This is a genomic window from Paenibacillus anaericanus, from assembly GCF_003994475.1.
Classification (GTDB): domain Bacteria; phylum Bacillota; class Bacilli; order Paenibacillales; family Paenibacillaceae; genus Fontibacillus; species Fontibacillus anaericanus.
The window spans coordinates 25,911-43,779 of record NZ_RZNY01000014.1 but is presented as its reverse complement, the minus strand read 5'-3'; the positions used below and the strand labels follow the sequence as shown (position 1 = coordinate 43,779).

Below are 17,869 nucleotides of genomic sequence, written 5' to 3'. Positions count from 1 at the left end.
CTCACCTCTTTCGTAAAATCCAGTTGTCCACCAATTGAAAAATGTGATGGCTTAGTTTGTCAGCATCATGTCTTAAATACCGACGGAATAGCACTAACGTATCAGCGATAACTTTATAGCCTCGGCTTGTAACCACATCCAAATCATTTTGGACAGGTTTCGCGCCCTTTTCCGCATAAAAATCCTGAACCTGCGGTGGAATTTCGCCATCATTGACGATGACATAATCAAACAAATGATGTCCTACATGATCATAAACCGCCTGCAAGTGATCACTGACGGTATAATCATCTGTCTCTCCCGGCTGGGTCATCACATTACACACAAAAATCTTGATCGCTTCGGTATTCTCTAGAACGGCCTCTGCCAACTTGGGTACCAGCAAATTCGGAATAATACTAGTATACAGGCTACCGGGCCCAATTAGAATCGCATCGGCATCACGAATCGCTTCAACCGCCTCCGGTAAGGGCTCGACTTCCTTCGGTTCTAGAAAGATCCGCTTGATCTTGCCTTGAGCTTCCGGTATTTTTGATTCGCCCGTGATAATACTTCCGTCTTCCATCTCTGCATGTAGCACGACTGCCTGACCTGCAGCTGGGAGGACACGCCCACGAACGGCAAAGACGCGGCTAAGCTCCCGGACTGCCGTGACGAAATCGCCTGAAATATCCGTGATTGCCGCTAAAATTAAATTACCCAAACTGTGTCCTGCTAGTCCAGAACCGGTTGAAAAACGGTAACTTAGCATATCGGACAATAGTGGCTCAACGTCCGCAAGCGCAGTTAGCACGTTGCGGATATCACCAGGAGGCGGCATCTGTAGCTCATTCCGCAGTATCCCAGAACTACCACCATCATCAGCTACTGTGACAATGGCTGTAATATCAAGTGGTTTTTCTTTGAGGCCGCGTAACATGACAGATAGGCCTGTTCCCCCACCCATCACAACAATTCGTGGAATTCTTCCTTCTTTTGTCCGATTCATGAATTAATAATTCACCTCTTAGTGCCGGTCTCGATCGGAATCCCTATGACTTACTCGAACCGTTTCCGTTTCGCTTGTTCCGAGCATCCGGCCTAAATATTCGGCGACCGCTACTGAACGGTGTTTACCTCCCGTACAACCGATCCCAATAATGACCTGGCTTTTACCCTCTTTATGATACTGGGGCAGTAGAAAATGCAGCATGTCGAGTAACTTAATTAAGAATGCCTGTGTCTCTGGACACTTCATAACATATTCATATACATCATTGTCTTGTCCTGTGTTTGGTCTTAGCTGTTCAATATAATGAGGGTTTGGCAAAAACCGGACATCAAACACTAAATCTGCGTCAATGGGAATACCATATTTGAACCCAAAGGAGGTAATATTGACTGATAAAGTGCTGCTCTCCAAATGCGAGAATCGGGAAATGATCTTTTCCTTGAGCTGAGCTGGCTTCATATTACTAGTATCAATCACCTGAGTAGCTGATACCTTAAGCTCATCCAGCAATTTACGCTCCAAAGTGATACCATCCAGCGGCATACCTTCCGGTGCAAGTGGATGCCGACGACGACTCTCCTTGTATCGTTGTACGAGGATCGAATCCATCGCATCAAGAAACAGAATTTCACAGTTAATTGTGAAGTGCTCCTTCACATACCCCAACGACTCCGACAAGGCCGTGAAGAACTCCCGACCGCGCAGATCGATGACCAATGCTACTTTTGCGATTTTCCCTTTGGATTGTTCAATCAGTTCAGCAAATTTAGGAATCAGTACCGGAGGTAGGTTGTCTACGCAAAAAAAACCAAGGTCTTCCAAGCTTCGTACAGCAAGAGATTTACCTGCACCTGACATCCCCGTAATAATAATAAGATTAGATACTGAAGAAACTGTAGTGTCTTCCTTATCCGGCATTCATTTCCCTCCTCGCAAAGTTCTCCTATTCCTATATATATCTATATCCTTCTACGAACGAATAAATAATCCAGCAGCCCCAACCATTCCGGCGTCGTTACCTAACATTGCAGGAACTATCTTCAAGCCCTTAAGAACGGGTTCCGGTGTAAGTTTCGCACACACACTACGGATCTCATCAAACAAGATGTCACCCGCTTTGGAAACCCCGCCACCAATAATGAAAATTTCTGGATTGAGCACGACAGCGACAGCCGCCAGTGACTTGCCGATATAGAATGCCGCACGGTTAACAATACGCACCGCTGCTTCATCGCCAGCTTTGGCTGCATCAAATACATCCTTCGCCATGATGTTCTCTACCTGTGCAAGCGAAGTACGATCACCACGTGCTACAGCGTCTTTGGCCATGCGAATAATACCGGTTGCCGAAGACACGGTCTCTAAACATCCCATTTGGCCACAGCCACATTGGATGGCTTCCAGATCAGGGACAACGGACATATGACCGAGCTCGCCAGCCAAACCAGAGAAACCTTGATATATGCTACCATTTATAATAATACCACCACCAACGCCAGTACCAAGCGTGTAGCACACACAATTGTCGATGCCTTTACCTGCACCACCCCAAGCTTCTCCAAGTGCTGCAACGTTAGCATCATTATCTATTTTGATGGGCTTGCCTAAACGTTCCTCCAGAATCTTACGAATGTGAAGATCTCGCAAACCTACATTCGGCGCTAAGATAATTATCCCTTCGCGTACGTTAGTAAAGCCGGCAACACCAGCACCGACGCCTGCCACTTGCTCCCAATCAAACGGAGATTGTTCCACAATGAGACGGACATATCGCTCGATATTGTTAACGATCGCGTCAGGACCCTTCTCGGTCTCGGTTGGTCCTTCATAGGTATGAAGAAGATGTCCTTCTTCATCACAAATACCGACTTTAATCGCTGTCCCGCCTAGGTCAACGCCAATGTAGATTTTTTCAGACATTTCACAAGCCACCTTTTTCATTAATAATTTGTTTATTCCTACGTACCAACTATAAGCGAACCCTCCCATTCGGTCAATAGAAGACGACAATCAGAAACCCAGTAATCATAAGGCTTTAAGGGAATGATCTAGATCACATATAGGCAAAAAAACACCCCCTAAATCTCGCAAGGAGCGAGCATAAAGGCGGTGTATTCGGTGCTTAAGACATGATCCGTTTCTGTCCTTCTAGTGCGCGAATTGGGGCGATGTTCTGTGTGAATTCCAAGGTCCCCATATATTGGTCGTCTTCACCACGAATAGCAAAATATCGGATATAGATAAATTTATCCCCCATCGCGATCCAGAAGTCTTCCGCATCTTTTTTGCCTGACTTAAAGTCAGCCAGTAGCTCATTGACGATATGCACACTTTGAGGTGGGTGGCAATTCTGAACCGTCCGTCCGATCACCGCTTTAGTACGAGCGAAAATCCGTTCTTTACCATGTGAGAAATACCGAACTACATCATTCTCGTCGATAAACGTCAAATCTATCGGTAGGTGATTCATTATTCCTTCCAACTGCGCTAAGGATAATATTCCCGTATCAAACTTGATGAAGCCTTGGCGTAACTGATCAGCGTCACCCGCTTGTTCTGCTTCCTCTGAGCTCACTGTTCCGAGATCAGGCGAAGAGGCGCGCTCTGGAACCCATTTCGCCTCTGGAGCTGTTAGGCAAAAGCCAATTTCGTCGCTCTCCTCTGCAATCTTTACCCACTCGTCCTCAGTCAATTTACCTAGCGCCATCGGAATTAGAATATTCTCTTCTTTAAAGACCATTTCATTTACTTCCGAAATAATCCGAGTCAAGTCCATACTAAGGGTCTCTTTGTCACCATCATATTTCATTAGTTTACCTTTGACTTCCTTAATCATCGCGCGGATCGCATCATCGACACCCCACATGACCTTCGTCGGACCGTATATACCGTACTTCTCCAAATAAGGGAACAATAAGTTTTCTTTGCGGCTATAGTGTTTGTCGATATCCAATAGTAGATTTAAATCCTCTATCAATTTATACATGATTTCGGCATTATCATCCTCACGGAACTTGTCGCTATGCAGTTCTAGCTTGAAGTTGACCAGTCGCTCAAGCTCACGGTTCTCCAACTTAAATGTGTGCACTGGATGACCCGGTTGTTCCTCCGGCTTCGAAGGGCGATGAATCTCTTCAATCGATCCTTTGAAAATTGCGGTATGCACGGAGCAAAGTCGCTGCACTTCGGATACCGGAATCCCCTCTTCCTCCATCAGCATGTGCTCCATGGCCGATATTTCCTCGACTGTCACATCGCCTACAGCTTCCTGAAACCGCGCCTTCACCTCTTCAACGCTCTTCCCTGCATGCAGATCCTTCATAATTTCCTTCAACATCTCTTGGCGGCGTCCTTGTTCTGGCACCGTATATTCACGGTTATTGATTAATTCGCTCATGATTGTTCCTCCTAAAAGTTTTGTTTGCATAGCATCTATGAATATGGAGCGGACAAAACTTACTTCGTAAGCGTAAACCTAGTTTTGTTAGCGTAACTCATTCCTCTATCTCATACCCTCGCGCGCGAAATATCGATTTGATGTGTTCAAGATTTATTTTTTTAAGCTTAGCTCCTTTGGGAATGGTCATGAAACGTCCAGCGCTCTGCAGCATCCCCGGTTTGGCCAACTGTTCAAAACCCAGCTCCACCATGATGTTCATAATCTCAGGATCGGCTGAACACAGTTCATATACGGTTTTACGCAAATCAATGAGTTTACCCATAGGATCCCACCTGACTTTATTGATAATCTTTCTCAATCAAAAAGTAACACAGACAAGAACACGACCTTGTGATTACAGTCACAAGTATAAGAATGTTTGTAAAAGGGAGTTTATTTTTAGACATAAATTTGCAAGAATGATAGATGTGAAGAATCGGAGGGATCAAATTATGACTAATACAAGTTTGCTATATATTGAAGACGACCTTGAAATCGGTGACTGGGTCTGCAGGAATCTACAGGAACGAGGATACATTGTAACTTGGCTAACCAGTGGGGAACGCGCTTTGGAAGAGGCTTCTTCTAACCAGCTCGTCATCTTAGATGTCATGCTTCCAGGACTTGATGGATTCACTGTAGGGCAGCGACTTAAAAAACAGTATCCTTTGCTTCCCATTCTGATGCTATCCGCCCGAACTTCAATAGATGATAAGTTACAGGGGCTGCAATTCGCAGATGATTATTTAACCAAGCCTTTTCATCCTGATGAATTGATTGCACGCATTGAGGTGTTACTGAGGAGAACAGGATCTCCATCACCTGAACCGCTCAAAATCAAACATCTACTTTTTCATGAGAAGGAGAATAGGATCGTAAATCAAGATACGGGCGAAGAGATCATTTTAACGGGTAAGCAATTTAATATTTTCAACTATCTACTGCGTCATTTGGGACAAATTATGACGAAGGAGCAAATTTACGAGGCAGTATGGGGAGACACTTATCTGGACGGAGACAAAACTTTGATGGTACATATTCGCCATTTGCGAGAAAAGCTTGAACGTGATCCTGCCGTTCCCGAGATAATTGAGACCATCCGCGGTATCGGTTATCGGGTGAGAGCATGAGATTAAGACCATTTCAAAAGTACCGAAGCTCACTGCTAACCAGGTTTATCCTAATTATTGCTGTAGCCCTACTGTTCATACCCGTACTCATTCCGATCAGCCTTATTGCCTCTTGGGGAGTGAATCGTATCCTTTATCCCATGCCCAAGGTCGAAAGAAACCCTGTCTATCAATCCGGGAAAGAATTGGAGTCTCTATGGCACAAGGAAGCCCTAGCGCTCTCCACGTCGACACCTGAAGAAATAAATAAACGGTTAGAAGAACTAAAGACCATGTACCCCGACGCATCTCTCTTCTGGGTCGATCAGACAGGAACAACTCGCCTTCAATTACCACAACAAGAAACGTTACCTTTGAAATGGTCCATATCGGATGCAATCACCTTTATGAAACAACGAGTTGACGCCGATCCATTTACAATCGTGGCCTTTATCGATGGAGAAGAAGAACCTGGGCGAGGGTTCATGGTGTTTGAACTACCTCGTAAGTTTATGAATATAGTTTCTGAGGGACGACCAAGTGATACACGTTTCTTATTTGGTTTCTTCTCGTTAATGCTCATATTCTTCATTCTCTTATCGTACTTCTTCTTCCGGGACATCCGGCACCGACTACTACGACTCGAAGCCGCTATGACACATACCGGAGAGAACGGGGTTCCCGCTCTCATTCAGGAGGGAAAACCGGATGAAATTGGGCGCTTAGAAACTGCATTTAACCACATGGTTGACGAACTGAATGACAGCCAGAAACGGGAGCAAGAGGAAGAAAATCTTCGCAAAAGCTTAATCAGTAATCTATCACATGACCTGCGGACGCCACTTACGGTGCTGGCCAGCCATCTTTATTCCATTTCCAAAGAACCACTTTCAGAGCAGGGACGACACTCTCTCTCCCTCATGGAGACGAAGATTGGAGATCTGGATGGTCTGATCGACCACCTACTTTCCTATAACTTACTCGCCAGTGGCCGATACGCCTTGTCACTAGAGAGGCAAGATATACTGCGAATCGTACGAGAAAGTGCAGCAGCCTGGTATCCTGTATGGGAAAAGGCGGGCATCGAGGCCGATATCAACCTCCCCGATGAACCTCTACATTGGAACGTAGATGAACAAGGACTGCGCCGTGTGCTGGATAACTTGTTTCAGAACCTCGTTCGCCATGCTAGCGGTGGTTGTTATGTCGGAATTAGCTTGACCAAGTGGCGAGGAACAGTAGCACTCGTTATATCCGACCAGGGTCCAGGTATGAGAAGTACTTCCCCTGCTAAGGGCGCTGGGCTGGGGCTTCCCATCGTCGACCTTCTACTGCAGGAGATGGGGCTTATCCGGGACACAGAGTCTTCGAGTGAGGGGACATCGATCTATATTTATCCAGTCTAGCGATTAATAGTTGCCGACGTTCTATTTTGTCTGATTACTCTGTTTTAGAGGGAAAAACTTCCGTTAATTTTTGCGGAACTCTGCTTCCCCCCACTATACCGTGGGATACAAACCAATAAAGTCACGATTACCTACAGTAGAAACCTGCAGGAGTCGTGGCTTTTTTACGATTTGGCAAGATTCGGTACGATTTTCTTACTTCGCACCTACGCTGACATGCTAGAGTTTTTTAAACTAAATTTAAACTTGGGGTACCCTTGTTTTTAAACTTAGGACGATATGATGCTTATCGAGGTGATAAATTGTGAGTGAAATAATCATTCAGACTGAGAATTTAACCAAAAAATATCGCGGACGCGCCGCAGTAAACAATTTGAATCTACAAATCTCCCAAGGTGATATTTATGGATTCCTCGGACCCAACGGAGCTGGTAAAACAACTACTATCCGAATGCTGCTTGGGCTAATCCAACCCACAGAAGGGTCAATACGAATTTTTGGCCGTGAACTGCACAAAGACAAGCTTGAGATCCTTAGAAGAATTGGCTCTCTAGTGGAATACCCTTCGTACTACGGACATCTGAGCGCAATCGACAATTTGGAGGCTATTCGCCGAATTCTGGGTACGCAAAAATCACGAATTGATGAAGTATTAGAGATCGTCTCTTTAAGTAAGGAGGCCCGCCGTCCAGTCAAAGGGTTCTCTCTTGGCATGAAACAGCGGCTAGGCATTGCCGCCTCCCTACTAGGTAATCCAGAACTCCTTATATTGGATGAACCAACAAACGGCCTCGACCCTTCGGGTATTCAAGAAATCCGCGAGCTTATCAAGAGTCTGCCAGGACAACACGGTATCACCGTGTTAATCTCCAGCCACTTACTTGGAGAAATAGAGCAAATGGCAAATACGGTAGGTATTATCTCCGAAGGAGAGATGGTATTCCAAGATACGATTCAGAACCTACTCCTCCAATCCCAACACGATATGGATCTGGTCGTCTCAGAACCGGAATCAGCCCTGTGGTTGGCTCGTGATCTAGGATTCGGAGCTACTGGGACTCTGCGGGCAGGTGCGCTAACCTTCCCTGGTATGCAAGACCCAGAAGTCGCTCTTCTAGTCAAACGGTTGGTAGAGAATGGACATGAAATCTATCGAATCGAGCAAAAGAAGAAATCGCTGGAGGACATCTTCATGCGGGTAATTGGGGAGGGGAAGACGGGATGATGATTCGCTCATTATCAGCGGACTTCCTGAAGATTCGTAGGAAAGGAATTTGGTTCCTAGTCTTTCTAGCCCCACTTGGTCTCGTAGCCATGCAGGCGCTCAATTTCGGAATCCGCTTTGATTATATGAAGAAGCAATATGCTGATGATCTCTGGGGAGGATTAATCGATAATATTTCACTTTTCGTTCCCATCGCTCTTTATCTCGGTTGTACACTCATTGCTTCACTAGTAGCTAATGTAGAGCATCAAATGAGCTCTTGGAAGCAACTGCTTGCCCTGCCGATTTCGCGAAGTGCAGTCTTCAGCGCTAAGTTCACCCTATGCTTTATTCTACTATCTATGTCCTGTATACTCCTGTCGCTTGCAACGATTATACTCGGCCTAGTCTTTGGCTTTGGGTCCTCCTTCCCGCTGACAGATACGATCAAACTGGGTTTCTTCCCTTATTTCGCGGCGCTACCCATGCTAGCCCTACAGCTCTGGCTGTCGCTAAGCTTCCGCAATCAAGCCTTGCCTGTCTCATTAGGAGTAACTGTTGCCCTTGTGTCCCCATTCGCCGGCAACTTGTCTGAATGGTTCCCGCTCAATTGGCCAGTAATGGGTTATGCGAGCCCCGACAAGGCATGGTTTATTTCAGCCGGACTTTGTCTTGGATTCATCATTATGTTAATCGGATTGGTTCACTTCAATCGAAAGGATGTGGATTAAGTTGAGGACTTTTCTAAGAATACTGTCTGCTGAATCGTTGAAAATGTCCAAGTCACATCTTTGGCTCGTGACCATCGTCAGTCCCCTGATCGCTATGTTTGCAGGGTTCCTGCAGGAACAGATGCCCCCCGAAGGGATGGATCCATGGCCGAATCTAGTCGCTAGTATGTCATTCGTCCATGGCATGTTCTTCTTGCCAATTATGGCTGGTTTGTTCTCGGCATTTATTTGCCGTTATGAGCACACGGGTGGAGGTTGGAAGCAACTACTTGTCCTACCCGTCTCACGTACTGCTGTATATTTGGCCAAATTCACCGTTGTCATGACTTTGCTAGCCCTATGCCAACTGTTCCTTCTGATCTGTATGTTATTTGTAAGCTGGTCTTTAGCCATTTCTTATCCGATACCATGGAGCATGATCTCCATTAGTATCATTGGCGGCTGGATCGCCTGTATGCCGCTTGCAGCACTTCAACTTGGTGTCTCACTGGGTTGGGCCAGTTTCGCGGCCCCGTTAGCACTCAATGTTTCGCTAACTATTCCCAATATGCTAATCCTAAACTCAGATAAAATTGGGCCATTCTATCCATGGGCACAGCCCCTTCTTGCGATGTTACCACACGGACAAATGGATTTTGGAGCCTTTAATATTCCACTTGAAAGTCTAACTATCACCATACTTGGCAGCTTTACGCTATTCTTTACCGCGGGTCTCGTTTACTTTCGTCGCAAAGAGATCTAGGACTTCACACTTCATCATGGGAAAAGGAGAGGTCATTCCGGGCTGAATGACCTCACTTATTTCACCTGACCTATGGACAGGCTAACTTTATAATTTCCAAACTGCAGCAAGACGTCTAGAAGTTCGTTTAACCGGGCCAGCGTGTCCACTCGGACTGACATCCAGTAGCACCCTTCCCCACTAACACGGTGTACTTCTGTCACGCTATCTTTGTCGGCGATATAGTCCTGAAATGCTTGATGGGCCAAGCCTGACTTCATGAATACCGTCACAAAAGCACGAACCACTAACCCAAGACGCTCAGGATTCCAACGCAAAGTATATCCTTCAATTACGCCTAGATCCTCCAACTTACGCACACGTGCCCCCACCGCCTGACCCGTCAAGTGAACACCTTGTCCGATTTCTTTATATGAAAGATTTGCATCCTTCAGCAATAACTGCAAAATAGCCAAGTCCGTCTCGTCAATCATGGGATGATTCATCATTTAAGTAATACTCCTTTCATGACGTAAGCAAATCGCCGTTTTTCTTTTCAATAGGTTACTTTAGCCATATTACTATTCTGTTATGATTGTAGCATACAGTTTTTAGGAGAATAGGAGTGTGTATTCAGTGAAATTTCAACTTGTAAGGCACGCTACACTTTGGCTCAATTATGGTGGTTATAATATCCTCGTTGACCCGATGCTCGGAGAAGCCGGAGTATATCCTCCGATCGTAAAAACGCCAAATAATAAACGAAATCCGCTCATCTCACTGCCCTTTCCCATCGATTATTGGTTGAAGCCTGATATTATAATCGTAACTCATCTACATAACGACCATTGGGATCCAGAAGCAGTTGATAAATTACCCAAGTCTACCCCGATCCTATGCCAGCCCGGTAATGAGAAGGAACTTCGAGCTGTTGGATTTCAAAGTGTCACTCCGATTACTGATAAGCTGAAAGTTCATAGTATTCTTCTGACTCGCACTAACGGGAAGCACGGAAAAGGAGTAATCAGGAAGCTCACGGGTAATGTTTCAGGGTTTATTCTACAAGCAGAGGGCGAACCTAAGTTATATATTGCCGGAGACACCGTTTGGTGTAGCGATGTTCGCGAAGCTTTGGATGCCCATCACCCAGACATCACAGTAGTTAACGCTGGTGGTGCACGATTTGTAATGGGTGAGCCCATTACAATGGATGATCATGATGTAGTAACCCTATGTCGTTACGCACCGGACACAAAAGTTATCGCCGGACATATGGATGCCATCAATCACTGTCTTGTCACACGTTCTGATTTGCGTGAGCGCCTTGAAATGGAGAAGCTAGCCGATCAGGTATTCATTCCTGAAGATGGGCAATGGATAGATTTTATGTAAATTGTTATCTGTGAAGAATCCCATACCCCGTATGTGCAGGAATGTTACTGTATATATGGGGGTTATTTCCATGTGCTTTTATGACAGTTGTCACCTTCATTTCATGACAGTCCTTACTAACGTCATACCTTCTATTCATATATCTTTAAGGAAGAGCAAAACACGTTGTTAATAAATGGAGGCGAAACTTCGATGGAAGTCATTGTAGAGATGAACCAGATCAGCAAATCATTCAAGGAAAAAAAAGCTGTAGATCATATCAGTTTCAACATTCATAAAGGCTCGATTGTCGCTATTCTCGGCCCGAACGGAGCCGGTAAAACCACAACCCTGTCCATGATGTTAGGCATGCTGGAACCCACACAAGGCACCGTAAAGATTTTTGGGCAACATCCCAAAGATATAAAGGTAAGAGAAAAGATCGGCGCCATGCTACAACAAGTTAGTGTCATTGATCGCCTCAAGGTACGTGAAGTAATCGAACTGTTTCGCAGCTATTACCCGAATCCCATGGAAATGGAGTTTCTGATCAACCTAACCGGACTGACTCCAAGCGACTTGAACCGCTATGCAGAGAAGTTATCCGGCGGACAGAAGCGTTGTTTAAGCTTTGCACTCGCACTAGCCGGTAACCCTGAATTACTATTCCTCGATGAACCTACGGTTGGCCTAGACACAACTGCACGACGTAAATTCTGGGCGAGCATTCGTGAACTATCCAAACAAGGTAAAACGGTCGTATTCACGACCCACTATTTACAGGAAGCCGATGATGCCGCTGACCGCATTCTTCTAATCAGCCAGGGTGCTCTCGTAGCAGACGGAACACCTGAAGAGATCAAATCCCGCATTGTGAAACGTTCACTGTCATTCCTCTCCGATCAAGATAGCCCTGAATTCCGGCAACGGCTGATCGCTCTACCTTCAATAGCGGAATGTTATGACAAGGACGGTAGAATTTGCGTAACGACGGACAATACGGACTCCGTTCTAGCAGCTATTTTTACCGGAGGATTACCTGTACGCGATGTGAGAATTGATCAGGGACGTCTCGATGAGGCTTTTGAACAATTGACCCAGAACCATGAGGAGGCAGTCTAACTATGAAAAAAAAGGTACTGATGCAATGTAAAGCGGAGTTACTGCGGATATTTCGGAATCCTTACTATGTATTCTGGTCTCTGTTGATGCCGATCATGTTCTACTTTATCTTCACCCGAGTCGTAAATACAGGAGGCGATGATTCCAAGCTATGGGAGGCGCATTACCTGATGTCTATGACTACGTTCAGTGTCATGGGATCATCGATTATGACCTTCGGAATTAGGCTCGTCGAGGAACGGACGCAAGGCTGGGCTACCTTTATGCAGATTACTCCACTACCAGGTCAAATCTATTTTCTAGGTAAAATGTTCGGTCAAACCATGATGCATATCTTCTCGATTACTTTGATATTCCTTGCAGGTTATTTAATGAACGGTGTCTCATTGTCAGCTTCTCAGTGGATATCTTCTGGTCTATGGATCCTCATCGGTTCCCTCCCCTTCCTCGCCATCGGCACGCTCGTTGGAGCGATGAAACGCGTGGATACTGCCAGCGGTGTCAGCAACGCAGTCTATATGGCCTTGGCTGTAGCAGGCGGTATGTGGATGCCCATCGAGGTATTACCAAAAATCATGCAGCATATTAGTAAATGGCTTCCCTCCTACAATTACGGAAATGGAGCATGGCAAATTGTTCGTGGGCATTCCCCAGAATGGAGTAACATCATCATTTCACTGGGCTACCTCGTTATATTTATGATATTATCCACGTATGTCCGGAAAAAACAGGAAGTGGTGTAATATGAGATGACGCGTAAGAGATTTCATCTTTTCCCTAGCAGGTTAGGATTCTACCCTTTCATTTGGTTAGTTTATATTATCCTACCGATCTTTAATATCCGTAGCGAAACCGGGGTTAAGCTATTTCTAGGGTACGCACTCATCGCGCTGTTTGTAGTGACTTACCGTCAGTTGTACTGGGCTACGTCTACTTTCTCGACCTGGCTTGGAATACAAATGCTGATTATCGTCATCATGAGTGTGTTCTATAATCCATATAACTTGTACATGGGATTCTTCACCGCCAATTTTATAGGTTATTTTACGGAGAAACGTAGATTTAATATTGCTATGATCGTATTTGCCGCTGTAGAGCTCTTGCCGCTGGTATTTGTTTGGGACCAAATTAAGGGTCCAGCACTAATTTTCATGCTCCCCTTCCTTATTATTATGATGATTTCCCCATTTGGAATCCGCTCCATGAATCAACGTCAGAATCTAGAGAAGGAACTGGATCAAGCGAATGCCCAGATCAAGGAATTGATCAAGCGAGAAGAACGGATGCGGATTGCCCGGGATCTACACGATACGCTCGGACACACCTTGTCCCTCATCACTTTAAAAAGTCAGCTTGTTGAGAAGCTCGCCCTTAAAGATCCCCAGCGGGCTCAATTTGAAGCAGGGGAAATCCAACGGACCTCAAGAGCGGCACTTCGCCAAGTTCGGGAATTAGTATCCGATATGCGTGCTATTACCGTGGCCGAGGAGCTTGCCGGAGCTGGAGAGATACTAAAATCAGCGGATATCGCTCTTGAAGTAGAAGGGGATGCAAATCTGGAGGGAGTATCCGATCTAACTCAGAATATCCTTAGCTTATGTATCAAGGAAGCCATGACGAATATTGTGAAGCATAGCCAAGCTGAGCATTGTCTGATCCGAATTGGAGTCACCGATGCGGATGTGAGGGTTGATATTGAAGATGATGGCGTTGGACTGAAACATGAGGGAGATGAATCCCTTCAAGGTAACGGACTAAAGGGCATGGCTGAGCGCCTCTCCCTCATTGAGGGCTCCTTAAGATTATCTCCGGGTAAAAAAGGGGGAACCAGGCTCCTTGTTACAGTCCCCCTCATCGTTAAGGAACGGAAGGAAGGTGAGACCGCATGATTCGTATTATCATCGCTGAAGACCAGCGACTCCTACGAGGAGCGCTCGCTTCCCTACTAGATCTGGAAGATGACATTGAGGTCATCGGACAGGCAGCAGACGGAGCAGAAGCTCTCTCTCTAATCGAGCGGATACAGCCGGACGTATGTCTGATGGATATCGAGATGCCTTTGAAGAGCGGGCTAGATGTCGCTGATATTTTAAAAGAGAACTCATGCCCCTGTCGAATCATCATTCTGACAACATTCGCTCGTCCCGGTTATTTCGAGCGTGCCATCAAAACGGGAGTCCATGGTTATCTACTCAAAGACGAATCCAGCGATAAGCTAGCTGAATCGATCCGCCGTGTCATGGCAGGGCACCGAGAAATATCTCCAGAACTTATTTTCGGCAGCATCAAAGAGAACAATCCACTAACGGAGCGGGAGAGAGAAATTCTGAAGCTCGCCGCTGGCGGTCAGACCGCTAATCAGATCGCCGACTCTCTACATCTCTCTTATGGGACGGTCCGCAATTATATTTCGGAAATCATGAACAAACTGGAAGTGAAGAGCCGTATCGAGGCCGTTCGTCTTGCCGAAGGGAAAGGCTGGATTTAGCAGCTTCAATATACATAAAGGCTGTCCCATGGGTCATCTACTTGACCTACTTGGGACAGCCTTTGTTCTAATTCTTGCTCCAATCGTGAACCATGCTACCTTCCAAGAACTTCTCACAATCCATCGCAGCCATGCATCCAGATCCTGCAGCCGTAATCGCCTGACGGTAGCGCGTGTCCTGCACATCTCCACATGCGAAGACACCGGGTATGTTCGTCTCACTTGTTCCAGGCATGACTACAATGTAGCCATGCTTATCGATCTCAATCTGAGTCCCCAAAAATTTCGTGTTCGGCGTATGCCCTATAGCGACAAAGACTCCATCCGCCTCGACTAGTTCTTCCTGATTGCTTACGTTATTACGCACTTTCAAACCTATGACAGCACCTTTTTCATCCGTGGCAACTTCTAGCGGCGTACGCCCCAGTGCCCAGTGTACCTTCTCATTGTTCTTGGCACGTTCCTGCATAATCTTGGATGCCCGTAGCTCTTCCCGCCGATGGACCACCGTCACGCTGGACGCAAAACGCGTCAAGAAGCTAGCTTCCTCCATCGCAGAGTCCCCACCTCCGACTACAATAAGTTTCTTCCCTCGGAAGAAAAACCCATCGCAAGTCGCACAGGTGCTAACCCCTCGTCCAATATTGTCCTGCTCACCAGGGATATCTAGATATTTGGCCAAAGCTCCTGTCGACAGAATGACGGTTTCTGCTTCCAGCTCATCGCCACCTTCAACCTTCACTTTGAAAGGCTGTTTAGTGAAGTCGACTTCTTCAACCCATCCGCTCCTAAATTCAGCACCAAAGCGTTCGGCTTGTTTACGCATATTGTCCATGAGCTCTGGACCCATAATCCCCTGTGGAAACCCAGGGAAATTCTCTACCTCGGTGGTCGTAGTTAATTGTCCCCCCGGCTGAATTCCCTCAATAACGATCGGATTCAGATCAGCCCTTGCTAGATAAATGGCAGCCGTTAAACCTGCTGGACCCGTTCCAATAACAATAGATTTATACATGGATTTAACTTAAACCTCCCGCTTGAAAATAAGAATTGATCACAAAGTAACGCGTGCGCTCGGTACTGAGTAGCCGACTTTTTGAACATACACTTATAACAAGTTTTGCCCAAAAGGGTCCTATCTTACCCTCTTTCAAGCAAAGATGGAGGTTCATGCTCACTTCACGTTATAACCCTAATACTACTGAACTGATGGAAACAAAGACTCCATCTTGTCCTTAACCCCGCACACTTCATTCACACGACCAACGCATCTACGGACAGTAGATACCGAAACACCATATTGTTTGGCTACATCCTCGTACGTGACTGAGCGGTCATGCATTTTCGCTGTTAAATATTCTAACGCCGCAGCCCAGCCTTCAACATGACGTATAACGGGAGTCTCCGGATATAGTCGAGTCAAAAAATCAACCCACAACGTTTCCAGATCATGCCGCTGCTGAAGATCATAGTTTTTTCTCATATTTGATAACGCCAGATCCACAACAGACTGCCACTCACTCTTCCATTCTGGTAACTCAGAGGGCACCTTACTTGGATCGACCATTATCGTTATGCCATCCGATATCATCGGTAATAGTTTCTTAACACCCAAGCTACGGAGTACAAAAAGGGCCATATCCTTCAAATACTGATCCTCTTCCGGCTCAAGTAGAAATGCCTGCAACGCTTCCTCTACTTCCTTATCAGCGATCCGGCCAAAGGCCTGAATAACTTGCAGTTTTGTATTGTAATCGCCATGGCGAAGTGCCCAGAAGAAAGAAGAACGAATCATCGGATTCTCTCCCATATCACTAGGGAGCCATTCCTTCGACTTCTCCCATAACCTGAACTGCTCCTCATATGGAAGATGATAATTATAACTAATCGGTAAAGCCTGCTCTCCGGCTGCTATCCCCTCGATCCGGCTTAAATAGAACATGGGGATAACGGAATCAGGATCAAGTTTCTTCACTTGATGCCACAATCTCTTAGCTTCCGTATAGCGACCTAAATGGTATGCCGCCACTGCAGCATAATGATATAGACAAGGATCATAATTAACTTCCTCATCTTGCAGTAATCTTTTGAAATGAGAGTAAGCTGCCTCATGTTCGCCCAAGATTCCCATAGTCGTTGCTAGTTTAAAAACATGCTCCTGATGGAACGGTACCACTTTACGTAAGCGTCCAGTAAGCTCCTGAAGCAACTCTTCTTGTCCTTCATATTGGTAGAATATCGCGAGGTTACAAAGAGCATGCAAATTACCTGGCTCCTGTTCTAGCACCCCATAGATCGTATCCTTCGACTTCGCGAACCGACCAAGATAATAATATCCCAGTGCCAAATTGTTATGCGCAGCAAGGAAATCAGGATGTTTCTCGGCAACTCCCTCCAGTAGCTTCACCGCTTGGATGAACTTACCTTCTTCTAGCAGTTCCCGAGCCTGATCATGCTCTACAAAACCTTCTCTGGATTTAATACTTTTCAGTTTGGTAGGTCGATCAAGTTCATATTGTAATAGATCCATCATCTCTTCGGCTTCCCCTAGAAACTGACCATTGGGATCTTCCTCCAAATACTTCACCAAAGCCTCTTCAGCCGCTTCAAACAAGTCCATATTCGCATAATTGTTCGCCATATAGAAATAGCATTCCGTCATAGACGGATCGATCTCCTTCAGAACGACAGATAGTGCGGCATTTGAAGCCTCATAATCTCCCATTTCTGACAGGATCCCCGCCATATTGCAATGATTAACCGGGTTCTCTGGTTCATATTCCACTGCTTTGCGAAAATATTTCAATGCCTTGTCATAGTGATAGCGGTCCAATGAAGAGACGGCTCTCTGGAAGAAAAAGCCCGCATCCATGGAGATGGGTAGCACATTAGATCCCGCGCTCTCCGCCGGCTGATTTTTCTCTTTCATGCAAGGCACCTCCTTCATATCTTCTAAGTCTTTAATCCTACCTATCTCTCCAAACAGTATACCATAGTGAAAGCGCTCCTCCCATCCTGTATGCAAGTGGTTATTATCGACATGTAGGGCAATACTTAACTGCTAATTACTAGTTTTATATGATCCTTAATTGCAAGGCTCTATTGGTTGCGGACCCTGAATCCGCTATTCGTGAATTTTGTGTCAGAAAATATCGCAATTCCGCGGGGATTCTGGCGTATAAGGTCTACAATATCTGTAACGTCTCTTCAGAAACATGTTGCGTACAAATACACCTCTTTAACATAAAAACACACACCAAATTGTAAGCGCTATTATCCTAAGATGG

18 protein-coding genes are annotated in these 17,869 nt (G+C 45.7%); 10 read left to right on the top strand and 8 right to left on the bottom strand.

Translation table 11 applies throughout. The annotated features are described in order from the left end of the window. Position 1: 1 nt before the first annotated feature. The 5 genes from EJP82_RS16610 to EJP82_RS16590 all read right to left on the bottom strand — a co-directional run bounded on the left by EJP82_RS16610 (position 2) and on the right by EJP82_RS16590 (position 4,713). Positions 2-988: a gluconeogenesis factor YvcK family protein gene (locus tag EJP82_RS16610; protein WP_127193199.1), complete on the bottom strand. Its 987-nt coding sequence runs from the start codon at positions 986-988 to the stop codon at positions 2-4. Between the two features lie 18 nt (positions 989-1,006). Further along, positions 1,007-1,909 carry an RNase adapter RapZ gene (gene rapZ, locus EJP82_RS16605; RefSeq protein ID WP_127193198.1) on the bottom strand — a complete coding sequence of 301 codons (903 nt, stop codon included), beginning with the start codon at positions 1,907-1,909 and terminating at the stop codon, positions 1,007-1,009. Between the two features lie 51 nt (positions 1,910-1,960). Next, positions 1,961-2,911 carry an ROK family glucokinase gene (locus EJP82_RS16600; protein ID WP_127193197.1) on the bottom strand — a complete coding sequence of 317 codons (951 nt, stop codon included), beginning with the start codon at positions 2,909-2,911 and terminating at the stop codon, positions 1,961-1,963. Between the two features lie 202 nt (positions 2,912-3,113). Continuing rightward, complete coding sequence (locus tag EJP82_RS16595; RefSeq protein WP_127193196.1) at positions 3,114-4,388, bottom strand: DUF438 domain-containing protein; 1,275 nt, start codon at positions 4,386-4,388, stop codon at positions 3,114-3,116. A 97-nt stretch (positions 4,389-4,485) separates the two neighbouring features. After that, a complete protein-coding gene (locus EJP82_RS16590; protein ID WP_127193195.1) occupies positions 4,486-4,713 on the bottom strand; it encodes a DUF1858 domain-containing protein in 228 nt (75 codons plus the stop codon). A gap of 169 nt (positions 4,714-4,882) precedes the next feature. Here EJP82_RS16590 and EJP82_RS16585 point away from each other — a divergent pair, with 169 nt between their 5' ends. The 5 genes from EJP82_RS16585 to EJP82_RS16565 all read left to right on the top strand — a co-directional run bounded on the left by EJP82_RS16585 (position 4,883) and on the right by EJP82_RS16565 (position 9,622). Beyond that, positions 4,883-5,560, top strand: a complete 678-nt coding sequence (locus tag EJP82_RS16585; protein WP_127193194.1) for a response regulator transcription factor — start codon at positions 4,883-4,885, stop codon at positions 5,558-5,560. Continuing rightward, positions 5,557-6,945: a sensor histidine kinase gene (locus EJP82_RS16580; RefSeq protein ID WP_127193193.1), complete on the top strand. Its 1,389-nt coding sequence runs from the start codon at positions 5,557-5,559 to the stop codon at positions 6,943-6,945. The genes EJP82_RS16585 and EJP82_RS16580 overlap by 4 nt, the downstream gene beginning before the upstream one ends. A 304-nt stretch (positions 6,946-7,249) precedes the next feature. Next, a complete protein-coding gene (locus EJP82_RS16575) occupies positions 7,250-8,170 on the top strand; it encodes an ABC transporter ATP-binding protein (RefSeq protein ID WP_127193192.1) in 921 nt (306 codons plus the stop codon). Continuing rightward, entirely contained in the window at positions 8,167-8,880 is a 714-nt protein-coding gene (locus tag EJP82_RS16570; protein WP_127193191.1) for an ABC transporter permease, read from the top strand. Before EJP82_RS16575 ends, EJP82_RS16570 begins: the two co-directional genes overlap by 4 nt. Position 8,881: 1 nt before the next feature. After that, the gene (locus EJP82_RS16565; RefSeq protein ID WP_127193190.1) at positions 8,882-9,622 is read left to right on the top strand and encodes an ABC transporter permease; all 741 of its coding nucleotides are present in this window, start codon (positions 8,882-8,884) and stop codon (positions 9,620-9,622) included. A gap of 56 nt (positions 9,623-9,678) precedes the next feature. Here EJP82_RS16565 and EJP82_RS16560 read toward each other — a convergent pair whose 3' ends face one another. Continuing rightward, complete coding sequence (locus EJP82_RS16560; RefSeq protein WP_127193306.1) at positions 9,679-10,107, bottom strand: Lrp/AsnC family transcriptional regulator; 429 nt, start codon at positions 10,105-10,107, stop codon at positions 9,679-9,681. 130 nt (positions 10,108-10,237) lie between these two features. On the opposite strand from EJP82_RS16560, the gene EJP82_RS16555 reads away from it, so the two are divergent. The 5 genes from EJP82_RS16555 (at position 10,238) to EJP82_RS16535 (ending at position 14,582) form a co-directional block, all read left to right on the top strand. Next, positions 10,238-10,993, top strand: coding sequence for an MBL fold metallo-hydrolase (locus EJP82_RS16555; protein ID WP_127193189.1), 756 nt, complete (start codon positions 10,238-10,240; stop codon positions 10,991-10,993). A 192-nt stretch (positions 10,994-11,185) separates the two neighbouring features. Next, on the top strand, positions 11,186-12,094 hold the full coding sequence (locus tag EJP82_RS16550) for an ABC transporter ATP-binding protein (protein ID WP_127193188.1): 909 nt from the start codon (positions 11,186-11,188) through the stop codon (positions 12,092-12,094). Positions 12,095-12,096: 2 nt separating this feature from the next. Next, positions 12,097-12,837: an ABC transporter permease gene (locus EJP82_RS16545; RefSeq protein ID WP_127193187.1), complete on the top strand. Its 741-nt coding sequence runs from the start codon at positions 12,097-12,099 to the stop codon at positions 12,835-12,837. 6 nt (positions 12,838-12,843) lie between these two features. Then, positions 12,844-13,983 carry a sensor histidine kinase gene (locus tag EJP82_RS16540; RefSeq protein ID WP_127193186.1) on the top strand — a complete coding sequence of 380 codons (1,140 nt, stop codon included), beginning with the start codon at positions 12,844-12,846 and terminating at the stop codon, positions 13,981-13,983. Continuing rightward, positions 13,980-14,582 carry a response regulator transcription factor gene (locus EJP82_RS16535; protein WP_127193185.1) on the top strand — a complete coding sequence of 201 codons (603 nt, stop codon included), beginning with the start codon at positions 13,980-13,982 and terminating at the stop codon, positions 14,580-14,582. Before EJP82_RS16540 ends, EJP82_RS16535 begins: the two co-directional genes overlap by 4 nt. Positions 14,583-14,649: 67 nt before the next feature. Here EJP82_RS16535 and trxB read toward each other — a convergent pair whose 3' ends face one another. Together trxB and EJP82_RS16525 are read right to left on the bottom strand one after the other, a co-directional pair. Next, positions 14,650-15,597, bottom strand: coding sequence for a thioredoxin-disulfide reductase (gene trxB, locus EJP82_RS16530; RefSeq protein WP_127193184.1), 948 nt, complete (start codon positions 15,595-15,597; stop codon positions 14,650-14,652). A gap of 183 nt (positions 15,598-15,780) precedes the next feature. Then, entirely contained in the window at positions 15,781-17,511 is a 1,731-nt protein-coding gene (locus EJP82_RS16525) for a tetratricopeptide repeat protein (RefSeq protein WP_127193183.1), read from the bottom strand. Positions 17,512-17,869: the final 358 nt, after the last annotated feature.